A 13013-nucleotide genomic window follows, 5' to 3' on the forward strand; every position below is an offset into this window, starting at 1 on the left:
ATTTACCCGATTTACTCAGTGTACAAATAGTCTGCCAGCTTATCCATGGCCTCTGCTGCCAGCAAGTTTGCGCTCATACCGAAATAGCCGGTATCCAGGGCGATTACCTTATCCTTGAGGACCGCGTCAAAATTCTGCCATGCTTCATTGGTCTCAAACTCCTTACGGAAGGCTTCCAGAGATTCCTCCGGATTCATATGAGCCATAAACAGGATATACTCGGGATTCTTATCCGCTAAAAATTCCATGTCTATGGGAAGGAAGCCGCCGTTTACGCCGCTCATGATATTTTCCGCGCCCACCCTCCTGGCCAGGTCACCGACATAGGTGTTTTCCGTAGCTGCCATAAAGGTGTTGACGGCGCCGAAGATAATCAATACGGAAGGGCCTTCCTTACCGGCAATCCGGTCCGCGATAGCCGCCTCTCTGCTCTCAAATCCGGCAATTAATTCCGCCGCCTTCCCTTCCTCTCCAAAATAAGCTCCAAGACTTGTGATGCTTTCCTTTAACCCCTGATAACCGGATAAGTCTACAAATTCACTCTCTACCTCCAGGGTTTCAAACTGCTTCTTTAAGTCCTCGGATAAGGTGTTAACGGAGATCACCACCGTCGGCTCCAGGGATGCGATTACCTCCATGTCCGGTGACATGGGATTCCCGATTCTTTCTGCGTCCGCCACGCTCTCCGGCAGTTCATAGCTGCTGGTGGGAACGCCGACCATGGGAACCCCCAAGGCATCCAGTATCTCAACAACGGCAACGGAGGATGCCACTACCCGGTACTGGCTCCAATCCTTTTGGGAATCCTCCCCGCCGGCAGAGCCTCCCTGTGAAGAAGCCTCTCCCATGGAGGAATCACCCTGTTCCTGAGCATCATCAGCCTTTGCTTCCTCTTCCGACTGATCTATTTCTAATCCATTATCCTCTGTATCGGCAACCGTCTTCCCTTGCCCTCCTGTACGCTCCTTATCACTTCTACCACAGGCAACGAGAGACAGAAGCATTGCTAACGTTAATAAAACTACTATAATTTTCTTCATTTCCTCATCCTCACTCTTTCTGCTTAATAAAATAATTGTTTTCAGTTAGTTTGTGCTAACCATTTTGAATGATAACATGTTATAATATTTCCGTGTTTTAATTATTTTGGATTTATTTTAAATATTTTTGGAGGACAACAGGAAATGACAACAGAATTAATCTATAATCACATGGAAATATGCACCTTTTTATACAATGGGAATACTCAGGCAGCGATTCGCTGTTTTAAAGAGGATTCTGCTTTTTTCTATAAAAGCAGTACCTTAAAGATGAAGGTTTCCTATTTGCATTCGTTGAATTTAAGTATTTACAATTATATATTAATAAAAGAGAAGGTCAGCCTGCACCGATGCTGCCATGAGAATGAGCAGCGAATCGGCAGGGATGCCTCCTCTCATAATTTCTACGACATAGGGGAAGAAATTCTTCTGGCCTATGGAAATTGCTCTGAATATCTGATTGAAAAACATAAGAATAAACATGTACGGAAAGCCGTTGCCTACATACACAGTAATCTGGGAGAGGCTCTGTCTTTGGAGGAGGTCTGCAGCAATATCAATATTAACCGCTGCTATTTCAGCGAGCTCTTTAAGAAGCAGGTCAAATGCTCCTTCAGTCAGTATGTCCTGAAGCAGAGGATTCTGCTGGCAAAGAAATTGCTGAAGGACTCCCAGCTGACGGTTCATATGATTTCAGAAAAATGCGGCTTTACCAACCATTCTTATTTTTGCACCTGTTTTAAAAAGGAGGCAGGGATGTCTCCCTGTGCCTACCGCAGTCAGAGACGGGAAAAGATATCCTGATCACGAAGGCTCAGCCTCCGCTTTTCAACCGGTATAATTGGACCGTTCCCTCTTGAAGCGAAGCCCTCACATCAATGATCCGCTGGTTGGCGGAGCCGCGAAAGGGCAGACTGATGTCCTTTTGTTCTTCCGCGAACCTTCCGTCCACCAGCACATCCAGCAGCTCCAGCAGCTCATCGGTGCACTCGCACCTGGCGCGGCTCTCCTTCTGCAATTCCTCGTCAAAGAGGTAGCCGGTATAGCACCAGATATTCTTGCGGGGAAATAATTCCTTCACCCGCTTCAGGAAGGGCAGAAGCACGCGCTGGTTCTGTCTCTCCATGGGCTCTCCTCCCAGGAGGGACAGCCCGTCAATATAGTCCCTGGAGAGGGCCTGCAGGAGCTCTTCCTCCGTCTCCCCGGTAAAGGGCCTGCCATAATTAAAATTCCAGGTTTCCTGATTGAAACAGCCCTTGCAGTGATGGGTACAGCCGGACACAAACAAGGACACCCTGATTCCCTCTCCGTTGGCAATATCATTTTTTTTAATTTCTCCGTAATTCATATTATAAATGGAGCACCCTCTCTCTGATTTCCTGGGTTCTGCCCTGATTCCAGTACTGCGTTCCGATATAACCGCAGGTTCTCCGGGCCACATTCATTTTATCCTGATTCCGGTTTCCGCACTTGGGGCATTCCCAGACAAGCTTGCCGTCCTCGTCCTTCACGGTCACTATCTCACCGTCAAAGCCGCATTCCTGACAGAAATCGCTCTTTGTATTCAATTCGGCATACATGATATTATCATAAATGAACCGGATGATCTGAAGCACTGCCGGGATATTCTGCTGCATATTAGGCACCTCCACATAGCTCACCGCCCCGCCCTTGGACAGTGCCTGGAACTTCGCTTCAAACTCCAGCTTGGTAAAGGCATCAATCGGCTCCGTGACATGAACATGATAGCTGTTGGTGATGTAGCTCTTGTCCGTCACGCCCTCTACCATGCCAAAACGCTTCTGCAGACATTTGGCGAATTTATAGGTTGTGCTCTCAATGGGTGCGCCGTAAGTGCTGAAGCCGATTCCGGTCTCCTCCTTCCAGCGTTCACAGGCGTCATTCATATACCGCATAACATCCAGGGCAAACTCCTCCGCCTCCGGGTCCGTATGGGAGCGGCCGGTCATATATTTTACGCATTCATACAGCCCCGCATAGCCCAGGGATATGGTGGAATACCCGCCGTAAAGCAGCCGGTCAATGGTCTCTCCCTTGGCAAGCCTTGCCAAAGCACCGTTCTGCCAGAGAATCGGAGCCGCATCGGACAGGGTTCCTTTCAGGCGGTTATGGCGCTGCATCAGCGCACGGTAGCAAAGCTCCAGGCGTTCATCAAAGATCTTCCAGAACTTCTGCCTGTCCTGCCCGGAGGACAGAGCGATATCTACCAGATTCAAGGTCACAACCCCCTGGTTGAAGCGTCCGTAGAATTTATACTCGCCCTTCTCATCCTTCCAGGGGCTTAAGGCGCTGCGGCAGCCCATAACCGGGAAGCAATTGCCTTCCTTTAACTCCTTCATCTTCTTCTCCGAGATATAATCGGGAACCAGACGCTTGGCTGTGCACCTGGCCGCCAGCTCCGTCAGATAATAGTACTCGGAGCCTTCCTTGACATTATCCTCCTCCAGTACATAGATCAGCTTGGGAAATGCCGGAGTTACCCACATGCCGGCCTCGTTCTTCACTCCCTGCAGCCTCTGTTTTAAGGTTTCCTCTATAATAATGGCCAGATCCTTCTTCTCCTGTTCGTTCTTTGCCTCATTGAGATACATGAATACCGTCAGAAACGGGGCCTGCCCGTTGGTCGTCATCAGGGTAATTACCTGGTATTGAATGGTCTGCACCCCCTTGGTGATTTCCTTGCGCAGCCTCTTTTCCACCAGCTTGCCGATCAGCTCCTCGGCGGCTTCGCTCCCCAGCAGCTGCAGTTCCTCCAGCACCTCCGTACGAAGCTTCTCTCTGGATATCTGGACAAAGGGTGCCAGATGGGCCAGACTGATGCTCTGCCCGCCATACTGGTTGCTGGCTACCTGGGCGATAATCTGGGTTGCAATATTGCAGGCGGTGGAAAAGCTGTGAGGCTTCTCAATCAGGGTCTCACTGATTACGGTGCCGTTCTGGAGCATGTCCTCCAGATTGACCAGATCACAGTTATGCATATGCTGTGCAAAGTAATCAGAATCGTGGAAATGAATGATGCCCTGCCTGTCCGCTTCCACAATATCCGCGGGCAGCAGCAGCCGGATTGTGATATCCTTGCTGACCTCTCCCGCCATATAATCTCTCTGCACACTGTTTACCGTAGGGTTCTTGTTGGAATTCTCCTGCTTTACATCCTCATTATTGCACTCAATGAGAGACAGGATTCGGTTATCCGTGGTATTAGCCTTCCTTATGAGGGAGCGCTGGTAACGGTACCTGACATAATTCTTCGCCAGGTCAAAGGCTCCCGTTGCCATGATCTGGTTCTCCACCATATCCTGTATCTCTTCTACGGAAACGGCTCTATCCAATTTATTGCATTTATACTCCACATAATCTGCAATCTCACGAATCTGCTCCCGGTTCAGGCCCATCTGCTCGGTAGCTTCATTGGCTTTGGTCACTGCCGCTATAATCTTATTAATATCAAAAACCTCTTCCGAACCGTTTCTTTTAATAATCTTCATATCCTGTATCTCCTTTTACGCTTCAATAAGAAATCCGCAGCAGCTCTGCGGATTCTTTTTCTTTATCAATTCCGTGTGCTAATTAATATAATACAAAATGTAGTGTTTGTCAATATTCAAAGTACTACATAATGATATATTTCAAGCATCAAAAAAGTGCGGAACTTTCCTTCATCCCGCCGCTTTTAGGCCGAATCCCCGCTCCTGCCCAGCTTCCTGCTAAGATATATCCCCTGTATGGCCACCAGGATGCCGCATACCATGGCTATCGTTCCGGCCGAGGTATCACCGGCCGTAATCAGATTAAAGCCTCCATGCCAAAGTATGACCGGCAGAACACTGAAACGGCTCTTCTGACAAAGCCAGGCCAGGATGAAGGAGCCAAAAATCAGGCTGATGATCCAGCCAATAATTCCGATGCCCATGGTCCTATATCTTTCCTGAAAGAAAAAGACCGGCAGGTGCCAAAACATCCAGATAAATGCCACAATCAGGGCGCTTGTACGGAGGGAAAAGCGCCTGCTCAGCTCCGGCAGGAGAAAGCCCCTCCATCCGGATTCCTCCCCCAATCCTGAGGTCAGGAGCCAGGCCACAGCAGTCTGCACTACCGTTAATCCGGGCAGCTGGCTGGTAAGGCCAAAGCGGCCCGAGGCCGGCCATGCCCCATTCAGAACGCGCCAGACGATAACTGCGGCGACAGCATAGAAGAGGGGCATAAGCACTGACACTGCTATCCATTTCACCGGAAAACGCAGGGAATATGTTCTTTTGAACCAATCCCTCAATTCCTTTCTTCCTCCCGAGATCAAAGATGCGATGATTGCTCCCGCCAGAGGGCCGAAGGAGGCTATTTCAAACTGATCCTGAAGGATGGGGATATGTTCCTTCCAGGCATAGTTCATGTAAAGCGGAAGCCAGGCCAGCCAACTGATTCCGTAGGATACTATAAGATAAATCGCTATTTTCTTTTGCCTCATAATTTTCCCTCCCCGCGCCGGCGCGTATCAATTTAACAAGTCTTCTATGCCATTATACTACAGGGATAACCCCCATGTTCCTGCATCCGGGATAAAACTTAATCATGAAAGCCGGCTCACCCATGGACCCATGGCCGCGGAAATGGCAGGAAAGAGCGGACTTTACATTTTGGCCTGCCGATGTTACATTATCAATGAACTGTAATGCCAATTCTGATCCGGCTTATACTTTCCGATAATTTATATATCATCTGACAGGAGGAATTATCTTGCAATACAAATCCGTTAAAACAGCCAGCTTCATCAGCCGCCCCAACCGCTTTATCGCTCATGTAATGACAGATACGGGAGAAGAGGTTGTCCACGTGAAGAACACCGGAAGATGCCGGGAAATCCTTACCGAAGGAACCAAGGTCATTCTGGAGGAAGCGGAGAATACCGGACGAAAGACCAGGTATTCCCTGATTTCCGCCTACAAGGGCGATGTCTTAATTAATATCGATTCCCAGGTTCCTAATGCTGTTGTGTATCAGAGTATCCTGGAAGGACGCGTTGCCCGGCTCCCCAGAGTGACAAAGCTCCTTCGGGAAGTGACCTTTGGCAGCTCCCGCTTTGACCTGTACTTTGAAGCCGGGGAACAAAAGGGCTTTATCGAGGTAAAGGGCGTGACTCTGGAAGACGAAGGGATTGCCCTGTTTCCCGATGCGCCCACCCAGCGCGGCACCCGGCATGTCTATGAGATGATCCGGGCTGTGGAGGAAGGCTACACCGGCTGTTTGTTCTTCCTCATCCAGATGAAGGGCGTCACGCAGTTCACCCCCAACCGGCTGCGGGATCCCGCCTTCGCCGAAGCCCTGGCTCTGGCCCAGGCAAAAGGGGTGACTATTCTTGTCTATGATTCCATTATTACAGAGGACGGAATCTTCCTGGATGCACCGGTTAAACTCGCCCTATAGCTCCCTGTCATTATTTGAAATGAGGCGAGGAAATGAAAGGCATATGCACATATTTGCTGGTTTGTCTCCTTTTTACCGGCTGCACGGCCATACCTGCAAACATGGCTGCTGCCCAGCTTCCCAACAACCCGGAAAGACACATATCCCAAAAAAGCCGCCGTGCTGATCAAAATCAGACGGCGGCTTTTGCCATGAAAATTATTAGGCTTTATCCCTGTCCCTTAGACCAGATTACAGTGGGATCAATGGAGGATAGATCCGACGCCCCGGTACGTGCCATAACTGCTGCCAGCTCCCGGGTCATTCCCTGAATTCTGCCGCACACACCGTCCGGCCCGCCCTTGGACAGGGAAGCCATCAGCTCCCGTCCCACGCAGACTGCCGTGGCTCCCAGCGCCAGGGCTTTGAACACATCTGCCCCGCTGGCAATTCCGCAGTCTACAAAAATGGGAATCCGGCGGTTCACAAGCGTTGCAATTCTGGGCAATATCATCAGAGGAGGAACCGCATAATCCTGAATGCCATGGTGATGGGACACTACGATCCCGCTCACTCCTGCCTCCAGACATTTGCAGGCATCCCGCTCACTCAGCACTCCTTTTATAATGAAGGGCAGCCCGGAAGCCTGGGCAAAGCTTTTGATCTCTTCCAGGGTCTTGGAGGTCATGGGCAGTCCCAGTACCGTATCATATTCTCCTCTGCCGTTAAAGGAGTGGTCAATGTCCATTCCCACCGCAAAAGCTCCGCACTGTTTGGCATGCTCTATTTTACGGAAGATTTTCTGATTATCGGCATGGGGTTTAATGATCTTAATAGCCCTCGCACCTGTGGCGGTAATCGCCTCCAGCTCCTCTTCCTCTCCCATTCCGCACCACATAACCGCATTGGCGGCATGGGCGCCCCTGGCCATTCCAGCCATACCTTCCGGATGGCAGCCGTTCAGATGGGACAGCGCAGCCGTCATAATGGGAGTGGCAAAGGTTTCACCGTATAATTCCATGGAAGTGCGGGGAATAACAGAGTCAATATACCTCAGCTCCAGCAGCAGGGAATCAAAGTACTCCCTGGTAATCTCATTCGAATCCCCGGCTCTGTAATTTGGATCAGTCTGCTTCATGAATAACACCTCACAACTTCCTTATGATTTCTGGCAGACTCGTAGGCCCCCAGCATAATACGTATGGTCTCCTCCATCCGGTCCAGACCCAGTGCAAATTCCCGGTTTTCTGCAATGCTGCTATAAAAATCTGCAATGCAGTCCTCATGCCCCGCTCCCCAGTAGCTCTTCCCATAGCCCTTGCGTCCTTCCATGGAAAGTCTCTCCGGCTCTTGGTCCTTGCGGTACAGAGTAATATCCAGGTCTTCGATCCGGATAACCATCTTCTCGCAGTTTACCTCTATAATGGGAGCCGGATCCGCATTGTATGCAGTCGTCGCATAGAAGCAGACTACCGCATCAGGGTAGCGAAGGTAAGCCGACATCATATCCTCCACCTCGATGATTCCCTTGAGATGATGATTGGTAATTACAGCATCGATACTCTGAATCGGCCCGTCTACCAGATAGTGGAGCAGATCCAGGGTGTGGACGGACTGGTTAATCAGCGCGCCGCCGCCCTCTGTCTCCAGGCTTCCCCGCCAGTCACTCTGAGTATAATATTCCTCGCTCCTGTTCCAGGTCACGATCCCTCTGGCTCCCAGAACTCTTCCCGCCTCTCCTGATGCAATCAGCTCCTTTGCCTTAATCACACTGGGATTATATCGATTTTGGAAGCACAGGCCCAGCTGCCTGTCGGATACCCTGACGGCTTCCTTCAGCTGCTTCAGCTGCTCCTCGCTGATTACCGGCGGCTTCTCCATGAATACATGCACTCCATGGCTCAGTCCATAAACCGCCATGGGCGTATGCAGATAATGAGGGGTGCAGATGTGGATGGCATCCAGACTCTCCCTCTCCAGCATTTCCTCCATGGAAGAATATGCTGTCCCGCCGTATTCTCCGGCAAAGGCCTCCGCCCGTACCGGTTTGCTATCCGCAAAGGCGGTAAGTTCCAGCCCGGGCTGCTTTTTAATACACATTGCATGGGTGACGGCAATGCCGCCGCAGCCCACAATACCGATCTTCATTATTTTACCCTCCCTGCCCCGAAGCTTCCTGCCGTTGAAAAGGTAGTTTCCGTCACATTGGTCTTTACTCCGGAGGAGGCCCTGCGTTCATTCAGCTTGCTTAAAAACAGCTCTTCATCCAGGGGAAGCTCCACCGCTGTCCCAAGCCAGCCGGATAAATGCATGGCATTGGACAGGGTAAGGCCGTGTATCCCTTCCTTTCCTTCCGCTACCAGAGGGGTTCCATGAAGGATTCTCCCTGCAAAGGCTCTCATTATTCCGGCATGCTGGGGATTCTCCCTATCTGTTTCTATTTCCTTCCATTCCCCCTCCGGTTTGGCAAAGCCCTCCGTGGCAGTATAGCAATATTCTCTTTCATTGATCTTCAGCTCGTACATCATCAGCTTATCATTTTCACAGACCAGCTTGGCCCGCTCCAGAGTTATCTCCAGGCGGTTGGTCCCGGGGGCATCTCCGGTGGTGGTAACAAATACCCCGGTCGCTCCGCCCGGGTATTCCAGGTAAGCAGTCACATCGTCTTCCACCTCAATATCATGCCATTTTCCATTATGGCAGAAGGCCTGCACTTTATTGGGCATTCCGCAGAGCCACTGGAGGAGGTCCAGATTATGGGGACACTGGTTCAGCAGCACTCCGCCGCCTTCTCCGTCCCAGGTGGCACGCCAGCCGCCGGAATTATAGTAAGCCTGGGTCCGGTACCAGTCGGTAATAATCCAGTTCACCCGCTTAAGCTTTCCGTATTCTCCGCTGTGCACCAGCTCATGGAGCTTGCGGTATACATGATTCGTCCTCTGGTTAAACATCATGGCAAATACCAGCCCCGATCTTTCCGCCGCCTCATTCATGGTGCGCACCTGCTTGGTATAAACTCCGGCAGGCTTTTCACAAAGCACATGAAGCCCCTTCTCAAAAGCCAGAATTGCCAGCCTTGGGTGGTCGTAATGGGGCGTTGCAATTAACACCGCGTCACAGGTTCCGAAGTTAATCAGCTCCTCACCGGTCTCAAATACAGCCACCTCCGCCGGAAGCTGCTCTTTTGCCCAATCCCTCCGGCTGCTGCGCAGATCTGCCACCGCCGCCAGGACAATATCCCCCGCCTCTCCCCGCAGGATGGTTGCGCAGTGCCCGCTTCCCATATTTCCTATTCCTATGATGCCTAATCTCACCTTGTCCACATCTGCCTCCCTCTGCCGCACCCGCGGCTATATCATCTTATGGAATCCCCACCCTAGCGGTATCCCAGTGCCGCAAGATTGCGATAGCTCTTCCTCAGGCATTCAAAAGGACTTTCCTGACAGGTATCCTGTTCCACCAGAATATACTCACAGCTTGTCCCCTCCAGGGTCTTAAGAATCTTCTGAAAATTCATATTTCCCTCCAGTACCGGAGCCATCACTGCCTGCCGCCGAAGCATTGCCATATCCTTCAGATGAACACAGGGAATTCGGTCATGCAGATTTTCAATCCACTGGCACACATCTGCGCCTGCTGCCTGAACCCAATAGGTATCCAGGGTGAAGCCCAGCTCCTGGCCGGTAAATCCCTCCCTGAGATAATCTAAATAGTACTTCCCCTCTACTTTCTCAAACTCAAAATCATGGTTATGGTACATCAAAAGCATACCGGCCTCCCGGATCTTTTGGGCAGCCTCCAGATAATCGTCGGGAAAATGGGAGATCCACTCCGGGTTGCGGTATTTGTCCGGCATGCCGCCAAGTCCGATGTATCTGCACCCCAGTATCCCATGCTCCTCAATCAGCCGCTCCGTATCATTCAGAATCCGGTTCGGATCGCTGTGTGTAATGACGGTCTTCAAATTATGCTTATCACAGAAAGCCCGCACCTTCTCCGGCTTTATGGAGGGACCAATTCCCGATACCTGTACCGTGGTATAACCGATTTCTGCAATCTCTCCCAAAGTAAAGTCCAAATCCTTCTCTGTCTGGGTGTATGCGCGGACCGTGTATAGCTGGGCACCTAAAATCATATTCTTCTCTCCTTTTCCTATATCCTGTTTTCTTTTATTATAGTAATACCGGGACAAAACTTCCATTGCAAATGACACTCGTTATATTGCAAATATCGCCCTCTTTTTATATAATAAGATACAGCATATCCAAGTCAATTGTACATCAGCTGAAAGGCAAAGGCTTCCGGCCGCAATTGACTTTAAGAAAGGCGGAATGACCATGAGCTCCTTATGCAGCATCTTTATCAAAGAGATCCAGTTCAACTACAGTCTGAGCCGGGAGGCAAATCCCACCCATCAGATTCACTACCATAATGTATATGAACTTTACTATTTTATAGAGGGCGATGCAGACTACCTCGTAGAAGGAAAGCTTTATCATCCTACGCCCCACAGTCTGATTCTGCTGTCGCCCCATGTATTTCACGGAGTTAAGATCAATTCCGACCGGCCCTACCGGCGTTTCACCCTGCATTTCCAGCCCGATTTTCTGGCTACACAGCGGAGGGCCTTATTGCTGTCCGCCTTCCCCAGCCAGGAGAAGCATTCCCAGAAAGAGGTTTATTATGAGAATATGGGAGACACCCAGCTCCCCAGCTTTTTTGAGGCTCTGATTCTGCTTCATGCACAGCCGGAGTCCATACAGCTTCAGCTACTACCTGTCTATGTTGAAGCTATTCTTGCCCAGCTCACCCTGGTCTGCCGCACCCGCAGCCCGGTGGAGGTGGAGACCATTGCTTCCCGCACCGTCACAGAGGTCATTTCCTATTTGAATAATAACCTGAGCAATAATATCACTCTCGATCAGCTGGCAGAATACTTTTCCATCAGCAAGCACTATCTGAACCGGGCCTTTAAAAAAGCCACCGGCACAACGATCTTTGACTATCTGATCCACAAAAGGGTAATCTATGCCCAGCAGCTGATCATGAACGGCTCCACCGCATCGGAGGCCGCCGCGCAGTCCGGCTTTCGGGACTATTCTGTTTTCTATCGGGCTTACTGCAAGCATATCGGGCACACTCCCTCGGAGGATCACAGCCTGGTTCAATAAAACCGAACATATGTTTGACTTCTGCTTCTCACCGTGCTATAATATGGATGAAATCAGTTATCCCCTTCCGGTTCTCCTGGCGGAATCTCGGAAGCGAAAGGAGTACAGCATATGGTCAACGTTCTTTACAAAGATTCCCTCTCCCTGCACGATAAGCTCCTTCAGATGCAGGAAGATACCAAATATGATGTTGCAGATCCCCAGGTCAGCTATGGTACGGCATCTGAAGAAGAGAGCCTTCCGGATCCCTCCATCTTTGCCGATATTCATGCGAAGCCCAATCCCCCCAAGGTTCCCAAGGTCTTTCTCTCCAATCAGTGCAGCTTTAACTGCGCCTACTGCGGATGCCGGGCCAGCCGGGAGGACGTGCGACGATACTGCAACACCCCGAGGGAGCTGGCAGAGATAGCCCTTTCCCAATCCAGACAGAACGGACACGGAATCTTTCTCACCTCTGCCATCTACCGTAATGCCAACTACACCCAGGAGATCATCATCGAGACCCTTCGCATATTGCGCAAAGAGCTCTTCTATGACGGATACCTCCATGCCAAGGTCATGCCCGGGACGGATCCCCTGCTCATCGCCAAGACGGCTCAGTATGCCAATCGTCTCAGCGTCAATATCGAGGTCGCTCAAAGTGCCGGCTATGAAAGAATTGCCAAGCAAAAGAATAAGGAGAATATCCTCACCCCCATGCAGCAGATCAGTGATCTGGTTCGGGATTCCAGACAATATCGCAGCCGAAGGGGCCCTCTCCTTGCCAAATCCCAGACCACTCAGCTGATGGCCGGAAGCACGGGAGAATCTGACCGCACCATCATGCGGCTGTCCAAGGCCCTGTATCATAAATACAGTCTCAGCCGGGTCTATTATACCGCCTTCCACTATCTTAACCATGCAAAGGGCTATGACCAGCTTCCTTTTACGCAGGTTCCTCTCTGGCGGGTGAAAAGACTATACCAGGCGGACCGCCTGCTCCAGCTCTATGATTTTACGCCCGATGACATCACCCCTGAGCTGGCACCCGATCTGAACGAAAGCCTGGATCCAAAGATGAGCTGGGCGCTGCGCAATATTCACCTCTTTCCCATCGAAGTCAACACCGCCGATTATGAACAGCTGCTCCGCATTCCCGGAATCGGACTTACCTATGCCCAGAAGATCATACGGGCCCGGAGCTATGGCAGAATCACCCACCAGACTCTCCGCAAAATAGGTATTGCCATGAAGAAGAGCAATTATTTCATTACCTGTAACGGAAAATACGAAGGCAAAGATCTGCTGTCCCACCCGGAACTTCTGGCCCGGCTCTTTTCAGAGACAACGGACAGCAGCATCGAACACAACGGAATTCTTCCCTGCTAATTCATTGCTTTTT

General features: G+C 50.7%; 12 protein-coding genes. 4 read left to right on the forward strand and 8 right to left on the reverse strand.

Going from position 1 to position 13013, the window contains the following annotated elements:
- Positions 1–11 precede the first annotated feature (11 nt).
- Positions 12–1040 carry a helical backbone metal receptor gene (locus HNQ56_RS17980; RefSeq protein ID WP_429149063.1) on the reverse strand — a complete coding sequence of 343 codons (1029 nt, stop codon included), beginning with the start codon at positions 1038–1040 and terminating at the stop codon, positions 12–14.
- 144 nt (positions 1041–1184) lie between these two features.
- Between HNQ56_RS17980 and HNQ56_RS17985 the strand changes: the two genes are divergently transcribed.
- Positions 1185–1844 (forward strand): helix-turn-helix domain-containing protein, encoded by a 660-nt coding sequence (locus tag HNQ56_RS17985; protein ID WP_429149065.1) that lies wholly within the window; start codon positions 1185–1187, stop codon positions 1842–1844.
- A gap of 10 nt (positions 1845–1854) precedes the next feature.
- On the opposite strand, the gene nrdG is transcribed toward HNQ56_RS17985, so the two are convergent.
- From nrdG to HNQ56_RS18000, 3 genes are all read right to left on the reverse strand, one after another.
- Positions 1855–2388 (reverse strand): anaerobic ribonucleoside-triphosphate reductase activating protein, encoded by a 534-nt coding sequence (nrdG, locus tag HNQ56_RS17990; RefSeq protein ID WP_429149067.1) that lies wholly within the window; start codon positions 2386–2388, stop codon positions 1855–1857.
- Position 2389: 1 nt separating this feature from the next.
- Positions 2390–4549 (reverse strand): anaerobic ribonucleoside-triphosphate reductase, encoded by a 2160-nt coding sequence (gene nrdD / locus HNQ56_RS17995; RefSeq protein ID WP_429149069.1) that lies wholly within the window; start codon positions 4547–4549, stop codon positions 2390–2392.
- A 185-nt stretch (positions 4550–4734) separates the two neighbouring features.
- On the reverse strand, positions 4735–5526 hold the full coding sequence (locus HNQ56_RS18000; protein WP_429149071.1) for a CPBP family intramembrane glutamic endopeptidase: 792 nt from the start codon (positions 5524–5526) through the stop codon (positions 4735–4737).
- A gap of 269 nt (positions 5527–5795) precedes the next feature.
- On the opposite strand from HNQ56_RS18000, the gene sfsA reads away from it, so the two are divergent.
- Positions 5796–6482 carry a DNA/RNA nuclease SfsA gene (sfsA, locus tag HNQ56_RS18005; protein WP_429149073.1) on the forward strand — a complete coding sequence of 229 codons (687 nt, stop codon included), beginning with the start codon at positions 5796–5798 and terminating at the stop codon, positions 6480–6482.
- 208 nt (positions 6483–6690) lie between these two features.
- Here sfsA and HNQ56_RS18010 read toward each other — a convergent pair whose 3' ends face one another.
- The 4 genes from HNQ56_RS18010 to HNQ56_RS18025 are packed head-to-tail and all read right to left on the reverse strand — an operon-like array spanning position 6691 to position 10596.
- Positions 6691–7599 (reverse strand): alpha-hydroxy acid oxidase, encoded by a 909-nt coding sequence (locus HNQ56_RS18010; RefSeq protein ID WP_429149075.1) that lies wholly within the window; start codon positions 7597–7599, stop codon positions 6691–6693.
- Positions 7596–8609 (reverse strand): Gfo/Idh/MocA family protein, encoded by a 1014-nt coding sequence (locus HNQ56_RS18015; RefSeq protein ID WP_429149077.1) that lies wholly within the window; start codon positions 8607–8609, stop codon positions 7596–7598. The genes HNQ56_RS18010 and HNQ56_RS18015 overlap by 4 nt, the downstream gene beginning before the upstream one ends.
- Positions 8609–9784, reverse strand: coding sequence for a Gfo/Idh/MocA family protein (locus HNQ56_RS18020; RefSeq protein WP_429149079.1), 1176 nt, complete (start codon positions 9782–9784; stop codon positions 8609–8611). Before HNQ56_RS18020 ends, HNQ56_RS18015 begins: the two co-directional genes overlap by 1 nt.
- A 53-nt stretch (positions 9785–9837) precedes the next feature.
- Positions 9838–10596: a sugar phosphate isomerase/epimerase family protein gene (locus tag HNQ56_RS18025; RefSeq protein ID WP_429149081.1), complete on the reverse strand. Its 759-nt coding sequence runs from the start codon at positions 10594–10596 to the stop codon at positions 9838–9840.
- Between the two features lie 202 nt (positions 10597–10798).
- On the opposite strand from HNQ56_RS18025, the gene HNQ56_RS18030 reads away from it, so the two are divergent.
- Both HNQ56_RS18030 and HNQ56_RS18035 read left to right on the forward strand, forming a co-directional pair.
- Positions 10799–11632, forward strand: coding sequence for a helix-turn-helix transcriptional regulator (locus tag HNQ56_RS18030; RefSeq protein ID WP_429149083.1), 834 nt, complete (start codon positions 10799–10801; stop codon positions 11630–11632).
- Positions 11633–11743: 111 nt separating this feature from the next.
- A complete protein-coding gene (locus HNQ56_RS18035; protein ID WP_429149085.1) occupies positions 11744–13000 on the forward strand; it encodes a helix-hairpin-helix domain-containing protein in 1257 nt (418 codons plus the stop codon).
- The last annotated feature ends 13 nt before the right edge of the window (positions 13001–13013 follow it).

The sequence above is a fragment of the Anaerotaenia torta genome (assembly GCF_050433395.1).
Lineage (GTDB): Bacteria > Bacillota > Clostridia > Lachnospirales > Lachnospiraceae > Mobilitalea > Mobilitalea torta.

Bases quoted from the DNA above. Each gene is read 5' to 3' on its own strand.
- HNQ56_RS18030 (WP_429149083.1), top strand. From the start codon at position 10,799: ATGAGCTCCTTATGCAGCATCTTTATCAAAGAGATCCAGTTCAACTAC.
- nrdD (WP_429149069.1), bottom strand. From the start codon at position 4,549: ATGAAGATTATTAAAAGAAACGGTTCGGAAGAGGTTTTTGATATTAAT.
- HNQ56_RS18025 (WP_429149081.1), bottom strand. From the start codon at position 10,596: ATGATTTTAGGTGCCCAGCTATACACGGTCCGCGCATACACCCAGACA.
- HNQ56_RS17985 (WP_429149065.1), top strand. From the start codon at position 1,185: ATGACAACAGAATTAATCTATAATCACATGGAAATATGCACCTTTTTA.
- HNQ56_RS18000 (WP_429149071.1), bottom strand. From the start codon at position 5,526: ATGAGGCAAAAGAAAATAGCGATTTATCTTATAGTATCCTACGGAATC.
- nrdG (WP_429149067.1), bottom strand. From the start codon at position 2,388: ATGAATTACGGAGAAATTAAAAAAAATGATATTGCCAACGGAGAGGGA.
- HNQ56_RS18035 (WP_429149085.1), top strand. From the start codon at position 11,744: ATGGTCAACGTTCTTTACAAAGATTCCCTCTCCCTGCACGATAAGCTC.
- HNQ56_RS17980 (WP_429149063.1), bottom strand. From the start codon at position 1,040: ATGAAGAAAATTATAGTAGTTTTATTAACGTTAGCAATGCTTCTGTCT.
- HNQ56_RS18015 (WP_429149077.1), bottom strand. From the start codon at position 8,609: ATGAAGATCGGTATTGTGGGCTGCGGCGGCATTGCCGTCACCCATGCA.
- HNQ56_RS18010 (WP_429149075.1), bottom strand. From the start codon at position 7,599: ATGAAGCAGACTGATCCAAATTACAGAGCCGGGGATTCGAATGAGATT.